At 61.8% G+C, this 15,468-nt stretch carries 14 protein-coding genes; 7 read left to right on the top strand and 7 right to left on the bottom strand.

The window, feature by feature from the left end; genetic code table 11:
- Positions 1–18: 18 nt before the first annotated feature.
- From BWR18_RS07665 to BWR18_RS07650, 4 genes are all read right to left on the bottom strand, one after another.
- On the bottom strand, positions 19–765 hold the full coding sequence (locus tag BWR18_RS07665) for a DUF502 domain-containing protein (RefSeq protein WP_076627430.1): 747 nt from the start codon (positions 763–765) through the stop codon (positions 19–21).
- 72 nt (positions 766–837) lie between these two features.
- On the bottom strand, positions 838–1,758 hold the full coding sequence (locus BWR18_RS07660) for a pseudouridine-5'-phosphate glycosidase (protein ID WP_076627429.1): 921 nt from the start codon (positions 1,756–1,758) through the stop codon (positions 838–840).
- Positions 1,755–2,648 (bottom strand): PfkB family carbohydrate kinase, encoded by an 894-nt coding sequence (locus BWR18_RS07655; protein ID WP_076627428.1) that lies wholly within the window; start codon positions 2,646–2,648, stop codon positions 1,755–1,757. The genes BWR18_RS07660 and BWR18_RS07655 overlap by 4 nt, the downstream gene beginning before the upstream one ends.
- 44 nt (positions 2,649–2,692) lie before the next feature.
- Positions 2,693–3,496 carry a DUF4198 domain-containing protein gene (locus BWR18_RS07650; protein ID WP_076627427.1) on the bottom strand — a complete coding sequence of 268 codons (804 nt, stop codon included), beginning with the start codon at positions 3,494–3,496 and terminating at the stop codon, positions 2,693–2,695.
- Here BWR18_RS07650 and BWR18_RS07645 point away from each other — a divergent pair.
- A complete protein-coding gene (locus BWR18_RS07645; RefSeq protein ID WP_076627426.1) occupies positions 3,495–4,688 on the top strand; it encodes a HupE/UreJ family protein in 1,194 nt (397 codons plus the stop codon). The two genes, BWR18_RS07650 and BWR18_RS07645, sit on opposite strands and share 2 nt — an antisense overlap.
- On the opposite strand, the gene BWR18_RS07640 is transcribed toward BWR18_RS07645, so the two are convergent.
- Positions 4,685–5,299, bottom strand: a complete 615-nt coding sequence (locus BWR18_RS07640) for a thiamine phosphate synthase (RefSeq protein WP_076627425.1) — start codon at positions 5,297–5,299, stop codon at positions 4,685–4,687. The genes BWR18_RS07645 and BWR18_RS07640 overlap by 4 nt on opposite strands.
- 136 nt (positions 5,300–5,435) lie before the next feature.
- Between BWR18_RS07640 and BWR18_RS07635 the strand changes: the two genes are divergently transcribed.
- The 3 genes from BWR18_RS07635 to BWR18_RS07625 are packed head-to-tail and all read left to right on the top strand — an operon-like array spanning position 5,436 to position 8,844.
- The gene (locus BWR18_RS07635; protein WP_076627424.1) at positions 5,436–6,164 is read left to right on the top strand and encodes an RNA methyltransferase; all 729 of its coding nucleotides are present in this window, start codon (positions 5,436–5,438) and stop codon (positions 6,162–6,164) included.
- A gap of 59 nt (positions 6,165–6,223) precedes the next feature.
- Positions 6,224–7,369 (top strand): heme A synthase, encoded by a 1,146-nt coding sequence (gene ctaA / locus BWR18_RS07630; protein WP_076627423.1) that lies wholly within the window; start codon positions 6,224–6,226, stop codon positions 7,367–7,369.
- A complete protein-coding gene (locus BWR18_RS07625) occupies positions 7,369–8,844 on the top strand; it encodes a carboxypeptidase M32 (protein ID WP_076627422.1) in 1,476 nt (491 codons plus the stop codon). Before ctaA ends, BWR18_RS07625 begins: the two co-directional genes overlap by 1 nt.
- A gap of 144 nt (positions 8,845–8,988) precedes the next feature.
- Here the strand turns inward: BWR18_RS07625 and gyrA are convergent, their stop codons facing one another.
- Positions 8,989–11,694 (bottom strand): DNA gyrase subunit A, encoded by a 2,706-nt coding sequence (gyrA, locus tag BWR18_RS07620; RefSeq protein ID WP_254684951.1) that lies wholly within the window; start codon positions 11,692–11,694, stop codon positions 8,989–8,991.
- A gap of 229 nt (positions 11,695–11,923) precedes the next feature.
- Here gyrA and BWR18_RS07615 point away from each other — a divergent pair, with 229 nt between their 5' ends.
- Entirely contained in the window at positions 11,924–12,193 is a 270-nt protein-coding gene (locus tag BWR18_RS07615) for an usg protein (RefSeq protein ID WP_076627420.1), read from the top strand.
- A 3-nt stretch (positions 12,194–12,196) separates the two neighbouring features.
- Here BWR18_RS07615 and BWR18_RS07610 read toward each other — a convergent pair whose 3' ends face one another.
- Positions 12,197–13,138, bottom strand: coding sequence for a radical SAM protein (locus BWR18_RS07610; protein WP_076630185.1), 942 nt, complete (start codon positions 13,136–13,138; stop codon positions 12,197–12,199).
- A 209-nt stretch (positions 13,139–13,347) separates the two neighbouring features.
- Between BWR18_RS07610 and zwf the strand changes: the two genes are divergently transcribed.
- Positions 13,348–14,799 carry a glucose-6-phosphate dehydrogenase gene (zwf, locus tag BWR18_RS07605; RefSeq protein WP_076627419.1) on the top strand — a complete coding sequence of 484 codons (1,452 nt, stop codon included), beginning with the start codon at positions 13,348–13,350 and terminating at the stop codon, positions 14,797–14,799.
- On the top strand, positions 14,796–15,464 hold the full coding sequence (gene pgl, locus BWR18_RS07600; RefSeq protein WP_076627418.1) for a 6-phosphogluconolactonase: 669 nt from the start codon (positions 14,796–14,798) through the stop codon (positions 15,462–15,464). The genes zwf and pgl overlap by 4 nt, the downstream gene beginning before the upstream one ends.
- Positions 15,465–15,468: the final 4 nt, after the last annotated feature.

Here is a 15,468-nt window from a genome sequence, read left to right as displayed (position 1 = left end):
CGGCACAGTCTCGTTTTGTCACGACGGCGGTTTGGTCGGGTCCTTGCCGTTCGGATACACAAGGCCCGCCGAGATCACCAGCTTTGCCGCATCCTCGACTGACATGTCCAATTCGATGACGTCTTCTGCCGGAAAGAAAAGCAGGAAACCGGACGTCGGGTTCGGCGTCGTGGGCACAAAGATGCTGAGCAGCGCGCCCGTACTGCCCGCCCGGTCGCTCACTTCGCCCTTGGCTGTGGTCGAGATAAAGCCGATGGCCCAGATGCCCTTGCGCGGATACTCGATCAGGCACGCTTTTTCGAAGGATCGTTCGGATTGGGCAAAGATCGTCTCGGAGATCTGCTTGATCCCGGAATAGATCGACCGCACGACCGGCGTCCGCTCCACCAGGCTTTCGGCCCAGCGGATCAGGGACCGCCCGATGAACCCCTTGGCGATCCAGCCCACGAAGATGGTGAACAGCAAAAAGACGATCACGCCCACGCCGCGCACGTTTACATGAATCCAGTCCGGATTGGGCACACGAACCCCGTTCTGGTCGATGAAACGCGGGTTGTTCAGCCAGAAATTGACGATGGAATCCGGTTGCCACGCAGCTGGCACGAGCGGCCAGACGAATCCATCGACCCAACCGATCACCGTCCAGATCAGCCAGACCGTTAATCCCACGGGGGCGATGACGACAATGCCGGTCAGGAAAGACGCCCGCAGCCTGGAAAACAGGCCGGGGCGCCTGGGTGTTTCTGGATCAAATGGGGTATTCATCGTGGTCCCGGCACTTCTTCACAGGTTACGTAAGGCAACGGTTCGGGCACTACAATGCTTTGTGCCCTTTGTTCAGGCATCGCTCGTTTGCGTGCCCAATTCGGCGGCGATTTGCGCGGCGAGCCGGCCATTGTTGCGGACAAGCGCGATATTCGCGGTCAGCGAGCGCCCGTCCGTCAATTCAAAGATGCGTTGCAGCAGGTAGGGTGTCACACCCTTGCCGCTGATCCCATGCGCATCGGCATCCCGCGTGGCCTGCGCGATGATCGGTGCGAGGGTCGCGCGATCAATCTCGTCCGCTTCCGGGATCGGGTTCACCACCAGCTGTCCGCCGGGCAGGCCCATGGCGCTGCGCTGGACATGGGCCGCAGCGATGGCGGCGGCGGTGTCCATGCGCAACGGGGCAAGGATGCCTGCGCTGCGCGACCAGAAGGCGGGCATGTCGTCCTGACCATAGGCGATGACCGGCACGCCCTGGGTTTCCAGCACTTCCAGCGTCTTGGGAATGTCGAGGATCGCCTTGGCCCCCGCCGCAACCACGGTGACGGGGGTTTGCGCCAGTTCCAGCAGGTCGGCGGAGATGTCAAAGCTGTGTTCGGCCCCCTTGTGCACGCCGCCGATGCCGCCGGTGGCAAAGACGGAGATACCAGCGAGGCGTGCAGCGATCATCGTGGCCGCCACCGTTGTCGCCCCTGTTCCGCCCCCCGCGATGCACACCGCCATGTCGGCGCGGCTGAGTTTGGCCACGTTTTTGGACTGCGCCAGACCTTCAAGCTGCGTGTCCGTGAGGCCCGCGTGCAGCACGCCGTCGATCACGGCCATGGTGGCTGGCACGGCGCCGCCCGCGCGGATGTCACCCTCGACCTGCCGCGCGACCTCAAGGTTTTGAGGATAGGGCATGCCGTGGGTGATGATCGTGCTTTCCAGCGCGACCACGGGTGTGCCGTTACTTAGTGCTGCTGCAACTTCGGGCGAAGGGGTGAAGAGCGTCATGTGGGCGTCTTTCCTGAAACGTAGATGGCGGCCGCCTCAAGTGCGGCGTGCAGGGCGTCAGAGCGGTTGGCTCCGCGCACCTCGGCCGCAATATGTGCGGCCATGAACGTGTCGCCCGCACCGGTGATGCGGGTGACAAGGACCTGCGGGGGCGTTTCGCTGACCAGCCCGTCCGCCGACCCTTCGGTCGCGGTCTTGCCGCCATCCGTCACCAGCACCCGCGCCGCCCCGCGTGCGAGCAGACCGTCAGCGGCCTCGACTGAGTTGTCAAAGCCGCGCTGGCACAGCAGCCCGGCCTCTTCGAGGTTCACGTAAAGCGTGCCGCGGCTGTGGTTGAGAAACGGACCAAGCCGTTCCGCCTTGCCTGGCGAGGCAGGCGCCACGCGCAGATCCGCATGCGAAAGAACAGGGCTGGTGGCGATCTTGTTCAGCAGATCGAGCGTCAGGTTCCCATCCAGCGCAGCCAGCCCGCCATAGGGCGCCTCCGGCGTGGCGATTGTGCCGTTTGTCAAAGGGCGCAGGATCTTGGCGCCCGCGCTTTCCAATGAATGGGCGTCGGCAATGGCGGCGATCAAGCCGTTCGCGCCCTCGACGGCCATGTACTGGTCCGTTGGCAAGTCCTCAGAGCGGTAGACAGTGTCGGTGATCATGCCCCGCGCGGTGCAGGCGGCGACCAATTCGTCCCCTTCGGCATCGCGGCCAATGGCCGTGAGCAGCGCAGGCGTTAGACCGAAGCGCGCGAGCGTCATGGCAATGTTCATGGCGACACCGCCGGGCAGCCGCGTGATCCGCCCCGGCACGTCAGATCCCTGTCGCATCGCCAGTGGCGCGCGCCCAATCACGTCCCACAGGACCGATCCGATGCACAGAATGTCAGGCGTTTGCGTCATGGCGGTGTTGTGCCGCTGCCGGCGGCAAGAGGCAAGGGCGCCCGTTACTCCGGCACGCCAAAGGTGAGCGCGGCCCAATAGGTGTCCCACACGGCGTCGGTCGTGCCATCCGTTGTGGGCGCAATGGCGACTGCGTCGAACAGGTAGTCATGTCCGGCTGTCACAGGGATTGCTGCAATGCCAGTGTCGTCGGTGCGGTGCAGGGTGATGGTGACGCTGTCATTGGGTGCGCGGTCGAAGACTTCCACTTGCGCGTCTGTCCGGATCTCACCGTCCAGAGTGAGTTGCACCTGCATGGTGCCATCGAACTCCGGGGCATAGGGGTTTGTCAGCGCGATGAATTCGGTCTTCAGACCCAGCGCGCGGTCGAGGCCGACGCCTTCACCGACAGCGACCAGTGCCTTGGCGTGGCGTGTGTAGCGTTCCTTGAACGGCGGTTCTGGGAACCCGTTGGCCGTGTGGCGGTCCGCAATGTCCGGGAAATCCTTGTGCTTGGCGAATTTCTGGAACTTCGCCCAATCCCGGTAGGTCAGAAGTGATGGCTTGGTTTCGTGCACCACGACGACAAGCCCACCCACGGGCCCTGGCACGTCAAGGGCCGGGTTATCGCCCATCCGCGCCTGAACCGGGCGTATGGTGTCGCCGACCACAACATCAAACCGTTCAATCCGCCGTTCGAAATAAGCGAGGTTCACGCCCTCAAATTCTTCGCCGTTCTTCAGCCGCGCCACAATTTGCGCCGAGGGGGGCAATTGAAAGTTTTCGGGTTCGATCCAGAACTCATGGGCGGTTGCGCTTGCGGCGCAGATGGCGCACCAAAGCGATGCGATCAATCGGGTGAGAAACATGAAGACTGCCTTTGTTCTACTGTCCTTGAAGCTGCGGCTTTGGGCGGTGTTGTCAACTCTTTGCTGTGGCATGTGGGCCAGCATGTCCGCCGCACACGAGGTTGTGCCGACGATTGCAGATCTGACCGTGGCAGACGGCACAGTGCAGGTCGCGTTGCGCGTGAATGTCGAGGCGCAGCTGTCCGGGATCGACTTGGATGTCGTGACCGATACGAACAATGCCGAGAACGCAGCTGACTATGATGTGTTGCGTGCGTTGGGCGGTGCTGAGGTTGCGGCGCGCGTTCCGGATCTTGTCGAGGTGTTGAACACTGTCCCGCTCGTGACGGCGGCCGGTGCGGCGGTGCCAATGGCCATCGACGACGTGAATGTTCCGGAGGTGTCCAATCCGGAACTTGCACGCATCACCGACATCGTGCTGACCGGATCTGTCCCCGCGGGGACAGATGCTGTCGAGGTGGCTTGGCCCGCTGGCGCTGGCGATTTGATCCTGCGGCAACAGGGGGTGGAGGCGCCCTATACCGGGCTGATTTCGGGCGGCGATGCGAGCGGACCGATTGCTGTTGCGGGCGGCGATGCTGCGTCCGGCTGGCAGACCTTTGGCGCGTATATCCCGGTTGGCTTTGACCACATCTTGCCGAAGGGGCTGGACCATATCCTGTTTGTGCTGGGTCTGTTTTTCCTGTCCACGCGGCTGGCGCCACTGTTGTGGCAGGTAACGGCCTTCACGCTTGCGCACACTGTCACGCTGGCGCTTGGCGCGCTTGGCATCGTCACCATGCCGGGCAGCATCGTGGAGCCGCTGATTGCTGCCTCTATTGTGTACGTCGCGATTGAAAACATCTTTGCGCGGGGGCTGAACAAGTGGCGGCCCATGATCATCTTCGGTTTTGGCCTGCTGCACGGGCTTGGTTTTGCATCCGTGCTGGGCGAGTTCGGCTTGCCGGAGGGGCAATTCATCCCTGCGCTTATCGGCTTTAATGTCGGGGTCGAGATTGGCCAGCTGACCGTCATCGCCCTGGCCGCCATCGCGCTGTGGCTGGGTGTGCGCGCAGCGCGTGTGTCCGAGCTCGACGGCCAGGAAGAGACCATCACCGACTACAACGTCATGTTCCGCGCCTGGTCGATGACCGGGTCGCTGATCATTGCGGTGGTGGCGATCTACTGGGTGATTGAACGGACGCTGCTTTAACCGATTGGGTCCATCAGGCGGGCGAGGGCGGCGGCGGGGTCCTCATCGCCCCAGATCTCTTCGCCCACGCCAAAGAAGTCCGTGACGGGGGCGAGCCGTTTGACCGTGTCGAGGGTCAGGCCACCTTCGGCCACGATGGGGACTTCGATCATCTCTGACCACCAGGCAAAGAGGGCGTTCTCGGCTGTCGCCTCCTCGGCCATGCCTGTGAGTGGGCCGAAAGAGACATAGTCGGCCCCTGCTTCGCCTGCCGTCATGCCGTCATGGCGGGACGTGCCGCAAAAGCTGCCCACGATCGCGTCCGGCCCCAGCGCCTTGCGTGCGTCGCGCACCGATTTGGCCGCGTCGCTGAGGTGCACGCCATCGAGGCCCAGCCGCTCGGCAAGGCTGACGTGATCGTTCAGGACAAGTGCGACATCATGGGCGTGGGCCACCTCGCGGCAGGCGTCGGCTGCGCGGGAAATGCGGTCCTCTTCCCGCGTGGCAAGGGCGAGGCGAATGCAGGCGACATCATGCGCTTCGAGCACGGCATTCAGCTGTCCGGGGAATACGGACAACTCAAAGACGGGCGGGGTGAGAAGGTAGATCTGCGGCTGCTCGGGGGCACTCATTGGTGTTGTCCTTTGTTCTGGGTGCCGCTCTAGCCGGAAAAGCCTGTGTTTGAAAAGATTTATGCCTCCGGCGGCGGTTTATTTGGCGAAATGAAGGGGATTGTCGGGCCTTACAAGCCGCGATAGACGGCGCGACATGACACCGACATTTGTGCTGACACGCCCGCAGATGGGCGAGAACATCGGGGCAGCAGCCCGGGCGATGCTGAATTTCGGCGTGGACCGGATGCGCATTGTGGACCCGCGCGATGGTTGGCCCAATCGGGCGGCTGTGGCCATGGCGAGTGGCGCAGGCCGGGTGCTGGATGCCGCCACCGTGCATCCGGATGTGGCGGGCAGTGTCAGTGACTGCACCTATGTCTACGCCACCACGGCCCGTATGCGCGACATGACCAAAGAGGTGCTGAGCCCCGAGGCCGCGATGCAGGACGCGGCCCGCCGCATTGCCGAAGGCCAACACGTGGCGGTGATGTTCGGTCCCGAGCGCGCGGGACTTGAGAATGAGGATCTGGCGCAGGCGAATGCGCTGATCACTGTTCCGGTGAACCCCGAGTTTCCCTCTCTGAACCTGGCCCAGTGCGTGTTGCTTGTGGGCTATGAATGGGTGCGTGCCAGCGCAGAGATCGAACACCAAGTCACCGAGATGGCGGGCACCGACTGGGCCGATGGGCAGGAGATTGAACACCTGGCGCGCCATTTCGAGGAACGGCTGGAGGGGGCCGGGTTCTTTTTCCCCGAACACAAGGCCCCCAGCATGAAGATGAACCTGCGAAATTTCTGGAGCCGGATGCCCCTGACCCGGGCCGATGTGCAGACCCTGCACGGCATGCTGCGTCAGATGGTCCGCTGGGCCAGCCGCCAGTGACTATGGACGACCCCGCACGGCAGACTTAGGTTGCGCGGTGAGCAAGGACCGGAGCCAAGATGGCAAAAAACCGTAGTATTTTCGAAGAGGTCGGGACCACCGAAAAGCAAGTGGTCGAAACAGGTGTGATCGACAAGGGCAGGGGCGGTGCGCGCGGTGCCATCCGCGTGTGGCTTATGATGCTCTTTGCCCTGGTCGTCGTGATGATTGCAGTGGGCGGGCTGACGCGTCTAACGGACAGTGGGCTATCCATCACTGAATGGCGACCTTTCACCGGGGCGATCCCGCCGCTGAACCAGGCCGATTGGGAGGCCGAGTTCGCGCTGTACCAACAGATCGACGAGTTTCGCCTGCAAAATCAATGGATGACGATGGCCGATTTCAAGGTCATCTATTGGTGGGAATGGGGGCATCGGCAGTTGGGCCGGGTGATTGGTCTGGTCTGGGCCATTGGCTTCTTCTGGTTCCTGATCCGTCGTCAAATCCCTACGGGCTGGACGCCGCGCCTTTTGGGTCTTGGCGCATTGGGAGGTCTGCAAGGCGCCATCGGCTGGTGGATGGTCGCCAGTGGTGTGACACAGGGCGAGGGGATGCTGGACGTGGCCAGCTACCGCTTGGCCACGCATCTGGGCTTGGCCTTCGTCATTCTGGGCTTTATCGCGTGGTACACCTACCTTCTGGGCCGATCGGAGCGCGATCTGATGCAGGCGCGGCGCGGCAAGGAAGCCAAGCTGTTTTCCATGTCCACGGGCCTGATGCACTTTGCGTTTCTGCAAATCCTGATTGGTGCTCTGGTGGCGGGTATCGACGCTGGGCGCAGTTATACAGATTGGCCGTTGATGGGCGGGCAGGTGTTTCCGGCGACGGCCTTTGTGTTCGAGCCGTGGTGGCGGAACTTTTTTGAAAGCCCCGGTCTTGTGCAGTTCATCCACCGGGTGACGGGCTATCTGCTCGCTGCCTTTGCAGTGGTCGTCTGGTGGCGCGGCCGCGCGTCCGCCCATGCCAACACGCGTTTTGCGTTCAATGCCGTCTTTGCCGCCATGAGCCTGCAAATCGTGCTGGGGATCGTCACGGTTCTGTACGGCGCGCCGTGGCAAATCGCGATCCTGCACCAGTTTCTGGCCGTGATCCTTTGGGCGCTGATCCTGCGGGCGCGGTTCCTTGCGGCCTATCCCATTGCCACATCCATCCGGGGGACTTCGTGATGAGCGCCTTTGACGACCTTCTGGCCTATGACCAAACTACGCAAGCTCTGGGACAGGTGGCGGGACGACTGGGCTGGGATCAGGAGACGATGATGCCCCGCGGTGCTGCCGCGCAGCGTGGCGAAGAGATGGCCGCGATGGAAAGCGTTCTGCACGCCCGCCGGACGGATCCCAAGGTGGGCGACTGGTTGGCTGCGATTGATGCGGGGGCCCTCGCCGCTGTGGATGCGGCCAAGTTGCGGGAAATCAAGCGCAGCTACGACCGCGCATCAAAGGTGCCCGGCGATCTGGCCGCGCAGATCGCGCGCGTTACGTCCAACGCGCAAGGCAAATGGGCCGAGGCGCGGGAGGCGGACGACTACGCCGCCTTTGCCCCTGTACTGGCCGAGGTCATTGCGCTGAAGCGCGAGGAAGGCGCGGCGCTGGCCAATGGCGGCGACATCTATGACGCGATGCTGGAGGACTACGAGCCCGGCACGACCGGCGCCGACCTCGAGGCGATGTTTGGCGCATTGCGCCCTGCGTTGACGGAGTTGCGCGCCGCCATTCTGGACAAGCCCGCGCCTGCCGGCGTGGCCGGGCGTTTTGATGAAGCGGCGCAGCTGAAGCTCAGCACGCTTCTGGCCGAGACTTTTGGCTACGATCTCACACATGGTCGTATCGACAAGGCGGTCCACCCGTTTTCGTCCGGATCGGGCAGTGATGTGCGCATCACCACGCGCACCAACCCCGAAGATCCGTTCAACTGCTTTTACTCGACCATCCACGAGGTCGGTCACGCCTGTTATGAACAGAATATCGACGACGCTTATCTGCTGAGCCCGCTGGGCCGGGGCGTGTCGATGGGTGTGCACGAAAGCCAGAGCCGGATTTACGAGAACCAATTGGGGCGCAGCCGCGCCTTCACCAGATGGCTCTATGGTCAGATGCGCGATGCGTTTGGCGATTTCGGGATAGCGGATGAACAGGCGTTCTATGCCGCTGTCAATCGTGTGTCGAATGGCTACATCCGGACCGAGGCGGACGAGGTGCAGTACAACCTGCATGTGCTCTTGCGCTTTGATCTGGAGCGGGCGCTGATGTCCGGCGATCTGACTGTCGGCGATCTTGAGGCGGCGTGGAATGACCGGTTCGAGGCCGATTTCGGCTATGCAGTGGACAAGCCGTCGAACGGGGTTTTGCAGGACGTGCACTGGTCGGTCGGTCTGTTTGGGTACTTCCCGACCTATTCGCTGGGCAATGTCTATGCAGGGTGCTTGCACGAGGCATTGCGTGGGGCGGTGCCGGATCTGGATGCCCAACTGGCCCAAGGCGACACATCGTCTGCCACAGGGTGGCTGCAGGACAATTTGCAGGTGCATGGCAGCCTCTATGAGCCGCGCGAGGTGATCGAGAAGGCGAGCGGGCGTGTGCCCGGACCTGAACCTCTCTTGGCGTATTTGACGGGTAAGTTCAGCGGCATTTACGGGTTGTAGACGTGCCGTGACCTTGCGGAGCGGCCCCGACGGGCCGCACGACATTCATTGATTGCGCATATGCGAAGCGGCGCGTTCCGTAGAGGCCGCGCCGCCTTTGTTTTCGTCCCCTCCGGGAGCGGTTTATTTTGCAAAGTGAAGAACTTATTCGGCGTCGCTGCCAGCGTCTTCGTCACCCTGATCTGCAATCCAAGCGACGCTGACGACCTCTTCGTTCTTGCCGGTGTTGAACACCTTGACCCCGCCCGCACTGCGCGACCGGAAGCTGATGCCGTCGACGGGGACGCGGATGGATTGCCCCTTGGATGTGGCCAGCATGATCTGGTCGTCCATGTCGACGGGGAAGGAGGCCACGATGTCGCCGCCGCGCATCGCCTTGTCCATGGCCGTCACGCCAAGACCGCCGCGCCCGCGCACAGGGTAATCGTGTGACGAGCTCAGTTTCCCTGCGCCTTGCGCGGTGATCGTCAGGATCAGGTTTTCAGCCGCGGACATTTCCACATAACGGTCGTTTGAGAAATTTGGATCGGCGGGTGCTTCGTCTTCATCCGTTTCGCTGTCATCTGCTATGCCAGCCATGGCGCGGCGCATTTTCAGATAGGCTGTGCGCTCTTCGCTGGTGGCGTCGAAGTGGCGGATAATCGACATTGAAACGACTCGGTCGGCCCCATTCAGCTTGATCCCGCGGACACCGACGGAGGCGCGGCTGTTGAACACGCGCACGTCGGTGGCAGGGAAGCGGATGGCGCGGCCGGAATTCGTAACCAGCATCACGTCGTCGTCGTGCGAGGCGATGCGGGCGTTGATCAGGGTCGTATCGGCGTGCTCATCCTCGAACTTCATCGCAATCTTGCCGTTGCGCATGACGTTGGTGAAGTCGCTCAGCTTGTTGCGGCGTACCGTGCCTGCGGAGGTGGCGAAGACCACTTGCAGGTCGTCCCATTCATTTTCATCCCGATCGACGGGCATAATGGCGGCAATGCTAACCCCTTGGGGGATAGGTAGAATATTGATGATCGCCTTACCCTTGGAGGTGCGGCCGCCCTGCGGCAGACGCCAGGTCTTGAGCTTGTAGACCATGCCGTCGGTGGTGAAGAACAGAAGCTGGGTGTGCGTGTTGGCGACGAAGAGGGTGGTGATCACATCCTCTTCCTTGGTCTGCATGCCGCTGACACCCTTGCCGCCGCGTTTCTGGCTGCGGAAGTCGGCGAGCGGGGTGCGCTTGATGTAGCCTCCTGAGGTCACCGTCACGACCATGTCTTCGCGCTCGATTAGGTCCTCGTCTTCCATATCGCCGGACCAGTCGACGATTTCGGTGCGGCGAGGCACGGCAAACTGGTCTTTTACCTCGGTCAATTCGTCCGAGATGATGCCCATGATCCGTTCGCGTGATCCGAGAATGTCCAAGTATTCCTTAATCCTTGCCGCCAGCTCTTCAAGTTCGTCGGTGACTTCTTTGACCCCGATCTGGGTCAGGCGTTGCAGGCGCAGATCAAGGATCGCGCGCGCCTGGACTTCGGTCAGGTTGTAGGTGCCATCGTCGTGCATCTTCGACAGTGGATCGTCGATGAGGCGCAGGTAGCCTTCGATCTCGGCGGCGGGCCAGCGGCGTTCCATGAGCTTTTTACGCGCTTCGGCACCGTCGGCGGAGGACCGGATGGTGGCGACAACTTCGTCAACATTCGAGACTGCGACGGCGAGGCCACACAAGATGTGCGAACGGTCGCGGGCTTTGCGCAGATCGAATGCGGTGCGGCGGATCACAACCTCTTCGCGGAAATCGAGGAAGGAGGTCAGGAATCGGCGCAGCGTGAGTTGTTCGGGCCGCCCGCCGTTCAGGGCGAGCATGTTGCAGCCGAATGAGGTCTGCATCGGTGTGAACCTAAAGAGTTGGTTCAACACAACTTCTGCTGTGGCATCGCGCTTAAGCTCGACCACGACGCGCACACCGTTACGATCGGATTCATCCTGCACGTGAGAGATACCCTCGATGCGTTTTTCGCGCGCTGCTTCGGCGATGCGCTCGATCATCGTGGCCTTGTTCACCTGATAGGGAATCTCATCGATAACAATGGCGTAGCGGTCTTTCCTAATCTCCTCTACCCGGGTTTTGGACCGCACGATGACGCTGCCGCGCCCCTCGAGATAGGCTTTCCGCGCGCCGGAGCGCCCGAGCATGATGCCACCGGTGGGGAAGTCGGGGCCGGGGACGTAGTCGATGAGCGCTTCGGAGGACAGGTCGGGGTCCTCAATCAGGGCAAGGCAGGCGTCGACCACTTCGCCCAGGTTGTGGGGCGGGATGTTGGTGGCCATGCCGACGGCGATGCCGCCGGCGCCGTTGACAAGCATGTTGGGGAAACGCGCGGGAAGGACGGTCGGTTCGCGGTCCTTTCCGTCGTAATTGTCTTGGAAATCAACGGTGTCTTTGTCGATGTCCGCCAGGACGAATGCCGCCGGTTTGTCCATCCGCACTTCGGTGTAGCGCATGGCTGCGGGGTTGTCGCCGTCCATGGAACCAAAGTTGCCCTGACCGTCAAGTAGCGGTAAGGACATGGAAAAATCCTGCGCCATGCGGACAAGGGCGTCGTAGATCGCGCTGTCACCGTGGGGGTGGTATTTCCCCATCACGTCGCCGACAGGGCGGGCGGACTTGCGGTAGGATTTGTCGTGCGTATTGCCCGTTTCGTGCATTGCATAAAGGATGCGCCGGTGCACAGGTTTTAGGCCGTCGCGCAGATCGGGGATGGCGCGGCTGACGATGACCGACATTGCGTAGTCCAGATAGGACGTGCGCATTTCGTCTTCGATCGAGACAGAGGGGCCGTCATACGGGGGGCGCTCTGGCATCATTTCATCATCATTTTCAGGAGGTTGTGGCGTGTCGTTCACGTGTTTCTGCCCGTTCTGTCGCGTGCGCTATATGTTGCGGTGCAGTCTATCAGAAAGCGCAGATAAGGTGCAATGCTTGGGCGCTTCTGGTTGTTAGCACTCGGGCGTGAACGGTGCTAGTATATTGTTTTCATTGAAAATTAATCGGTGATCGGCTCTGCTGCCACGGGAGCAGAAAAAGAGGTGCCACATGGCGGAAACAGAGACCGAGTTGATGTTGAAAGGATACGGGCTGACCACGGCGGAGATGTTTTATCGCATGCCGGATTACACCCATGTGCTGAACACTTTTGTTTGGCAGGACTATGATCTGGCGCCGGATCATCCCAGATTGTTCAAATTCATTGATTTTTGGCGTGCGGAGATCGAAGGCGCCTTGCATTCGGTGCGCTTTACGCATCGCAAGATGATCGCGCCGGGTGAATGGCGCAACGTGACAGGCGAATTCACTCTGCAGTGATGGTCAGGCCGAACAGGACGCCCCGCCCAGCACGCAGAATTTCGCGCAGTGGGGGTGGTTAAGGGACACGTCGGCCTCGGCTTCCTTCAGTGTCGCGCCCATTTCGAACTGCGGGTCGTAGGGCAGGAGGGTGCAGGCCAGCACGGCTGGCGCGGCTGCGCTTTTGCGTTTGACCACCATGCGCGACGACGAACACATCACCGCGTCGGGGTGCTTGTTCAGGATGCCCCAGCAGGCAGTCGTTATTTCGGGCACTTCGACCTGGGCGTCCATTTCGGGGAAGAGGACGGTCATGCCGGGATCTTGCGCATCGATGTCCCAGCCGTGTTTGGCGTAGAGGGCGGCGTAGCCGTCCCGCGCCTCAGCCTCGCTTTCGGCCATTTCGATCCGGCCTGCGACTGCCAGACGCGCTCCGATGGAAGACAGCCAGTGGATGCCGCGCAAGGTCTTGGCAAAGGTGCCCACGCCCCGCTCGGCGTCATGGACGGCGGCGGCGTGGTGGTCAAGCGAGATGCGGAAGGTCAGCTTGTCGCCATAGGCCTCGATCAGTGGCACAATGCCCGCCTTGATCTTGGGACGCATCATGGGGGCCATGGCGTTGGTGAGGATCAGCACCTCGTATCCGCGCGCGAGCGACTGGTCGACCATAGCGAGAAAGGCGGGGTTCATGAACGGCTCGCCGCCCGTGAACCCGATCTCGCGCACGTTCCAATTCCGGTCTTCGAGTTGGTCGAGATAGTCGGACACTTCGTCCGCGGTCATGAATTCCAGCGCGTCGTTGGTGGGCGAGCTTTCAATGTAGCAATTGGCACAGGCGATGTTGCAGAGCGTGCCAGTGTTGAACCACAGCGTTTCCGGATGTGTCAGCGAAACCTTGGCGCGGGGTTCGCCCTTGGCGGTCACGTTGGGGTCCTGGAATTTGCCAAGATTGGCCAAGTCTTTCATGCGCGTGCGGTCCATTTCTGCGATTGCGATCGGAGGTTAGACCTAAGCCCTGCGATCACAAGGGAAAAGCGCGCTGTGGCCCCCTGACGCCTTTGTGATAGAAAGACATGGGTCCGTGCTGCACTTGCAGCATCGGGCGTTGAGTATCTGTTTGAATCTGCTACTGGTAGCGCAAACATTTTGCAGGCACGCAAGAGGGAGCCCTTGCCATGGTATCGCGCGTCATTCCCGTGGACCCTTTTGATCTGGTGATTTTCGGAGGCACCGGCGATCTGGCCCGCCGCAAGATCCTGCCCGGGCTGTTCCGCCGGTTCTGTGCCGGGCAGATGCCCAAGGATGCACGTGTGATCGGGGCCGCCCGCGGCGACATGAGCAGTGCAGAGTACCGTGAGTTCGTCGCCGAGGCTGTTGCAGAGTTCGGTGGAGAGGGCGCCTGCGAAGACGGCACGCTGGATGGGTTTCTGGAGCGGATGGAGTTCGTCACCATTGATGCGCGCGGCGACACTGGCTGGACTGATCTGGTCACGTTGATGCGCGACGATGTGGTGCGTGCGTTCTACTTTTCGGTTGGGCCGAGCCTGTTTGGTGATCTGGCCGAACGCCTGACCAAGCACGGCCTGACCGATGCGGACAGCCGGATTGTGGTCGAAAAACCCTTTGGCCGCGATCTGGACACGGCGCAGGCGCTGAACCGCGACCTGGCCAAGCATTTCGACGAGCGCCAGATTTACCGGATCGACCATTATCTGGGCAAGGAGACGGTGCAGAACCTTATGGCCGTCCGCTTTGGCAACATGCTGTTCGAGCCGTTGTGGAACAGCCAGTATGTCGATCACATCCAGATCACCGTGGCCGAGACCGTGGGCGTGGGCGGGCGCGGTGAATATTATGATAAGTCAGGTGCCATGCGCGACATGGTGCAGAACCACCTGATGCAATTGCTGTGCCTGATCGCGATGGAGCCGCCCTCGAAATTTGACCCCGATGCGGTGCGCGATGAGAAGTTGAAGGTCATCCGGGCGCTGGACGCTGTGGTACCGCATCACATCGTGCGCGGCCAGTATGAGGCAGAAGGCGGCGACCCGAGCTACCGCGAGGCGGTGGGCGATGCCAGATCCCGGACCGAGAGCTACATTGCAATGAAGGTCGGCATCTCAAACTGGCGGTGGGCGGGCACGCCTTTCTATTTGCGCACCGGCAAGCGGCTCAAGGCGCGGTCGAGCGAGATTGTCGTTGTCTTCAAGGAGTTGAACCATTCGATCTTTGGCGAGGCGGGGGAGCATCGCAATGAGCTGTCCATTCGCTTGCAGCCGAATGAGGGGATCACGCTGGGTGTGACCATCAAGGAGCCTGGGCCGGGTGGCATGCGGCTGATGAATGTGCCGCTTGATATGTCCTTTGCCGAGGCGTTGGGGCCGGATGGTGCGGATCAGACCGATGCCTATGAACGTCTGATCATGGATGTGATCCGTGGCAACCAGACCTTATTCATGCGCGGGGACGAGGTGGAGGCCGCCTGGGCCTGGACCGATCCCATCATCCACGGCTGGGAGGCGCGCGGAGATGTGCCCAAGACCTATGATGCCGGTAGCGAGGGGCCGGTGGATGCGGTACAGCTTTTGGCCCGCGACACCCGCGTGTGGAGAAAGGTCACCCCATGAACATCGTCGAGTATCCCGACCGCGATCTGCTGGCCATGGGGCTGGCCGACGCGCTGGCCAGCGAGTTGAAGAATTGTCTTCTGGTGCATGAGTGGGCATCCTTTGTGGTGCCCGGCGGGACCACGCCGGGGCCGATCTTTGACAACTTGTGCGCGGCCGATCTGGATTGGGCGCGGGTGCATGTGATCCTGAGCGATGAACGGTGGGTGCCGGAGGATCATGCGCGGTCCAATACCGCGCTGCTCAAGGACCGTTTGTTTCAGAGCCGTGCGGCAGCGGCGCAGTTTGCGCCGTTCTACGCGGAGGGGCAGACGCCGGAGGAGGCAGCGCCCGGATTGTCCGTGCAATTGGCCGAAGAATTGCCGATCTCTCTGCTTTTGTTGGGCATGGGGGCGGACATGCACACGGCATCGCTGTTTCCGGGTGCCGAGGGGCTGGCCGATATGCTGGCCGATGACGCGCCCATTGTCGTGCCCGTGTCGGTCGAGGGGCAGGAGCCGCGGATTTCGTTCTCTGGCCCTGCTTTGGCCGGAGCCATGGCCAAGCACCTGGTGATTTATGGCGTTGAAAAGCGGGCCGCGCTTGAGCGGGCCGAGGGTTTGGATGTCACGCAAGCGCCAATCAAGACGGTTATGAGCGGCCTTACGGTGCATTGGGCGGAGTGATTTC

Source organism: Tateyamaria omphalii, assembly GCF_001969365.1.
GTDB lineage: Bacteria > Pseudomonadota > Alphaproteobacteria > Rhodobacterales > Rhodobacteraceae > Tateyamaria > Tateyamaria omphalii_A.
Note: the sequence above shows the minus strand (reverse complement) of the source record. Positions and strands in the feature narration are given on the sequence as shown.

Bases quoted from the DNA above. Each gene is read 5' to 3' on its own strand.
- BWR18_RS07665 (WP_076627430.1), bottom strand. From the start codon at position 765: ATGAATACCCCATTTGATCCAGAAACACCCAGGCGCCCCGGCCTGTTT.
- BWR18_RS07660 (WP_076627429.1), bottom strand. From the start codon at position 1,758: ATGACGCTCTTCACCCCTTCGCCCGAAGTTGCAGCAGCACTAAGTAAC.
- BWR18_RS07655 (WP_076627428.1), bottom strand. From the start codon at position 2,648: ATGACGCAAACGCCTGACATTCTGTGCATCGGATCGGTCCTGTGGGAC.
- BWR18_RS07645 (WP_076627426.1), top strand. From the start codon at position 3,495: ATGAAGACTGCCTTTGTTCTACTGTCCTTGAAGCTGCGGCTTTGGGCG.
- BWR18_RS07650 (WP_076627427.1), bottom strand. From the start codon at position 3,496: ATGTTTCTCACCCGATTGATCGCATCGCTTTGGTGCGCCATCTGCGCC.
- BWR18_RS07640 (WP_076627425.1), bottom strand. From the start codon at position 5,299: ATGAGTGCCCCCGAGCAGCCGCAGATCTACCTTCTCACCCCGCCCGTC.
- BWR18_RS07635 (WP_076627424.1), top strand. From the start codon at position 5,436: ATGACACCGACATTTGTGCTGACACGCCCGCAGATGGGCGAGAACATC.
- ctaA (WP_076627423.1), top strand. From the start codon at position 6,224: ATGGCAAAAAACCGTAGTATTTTCGAAGAGGTCGGGACCACCGAAAAG.
- BWR18_RS07625 (WP_076627422.1), top strand. From the start codon at position 7,369: ATGAGCGCCTTTGACGACCTTCTGGCCTATGACCAAACTACGCAAGCT.
- gyrA (WP_254684951.1), bottom strand. From the start codon at position 11,694: ATGATGCCAGAGCGCCCCCCGTATGACGGCCCCTCTGTCTCGATCGAA.
- BWR18_RS07615 (WP_076627420.1), top strand. From the start codon at position 11,924: ATGGCGGAAACAGAGACCGAGTTGATGTTGAAAGGATACGGGCTGACC.
- BWR18_RS07610 (WP_076630185.1), bottom strand. From the start codon at position 13,138: ATGAAAGACTTGGCCAATCTTGGCAAATTCCAGGACCCCAACGTGACC.
- zwf (WP_076627419.1), top strand. From the start codon at position 13,348: ATGGTATCGCGCGTCATTCCCGTGGACCCTTTTGATCTGGTGATTTTC.
- pgl (WP_076627418.1), top strand. From the start codon at position 14,796: ATGAACATCGTCGAGTATCCCGACCGCGATCTGCTGGCCATGGGGCTG.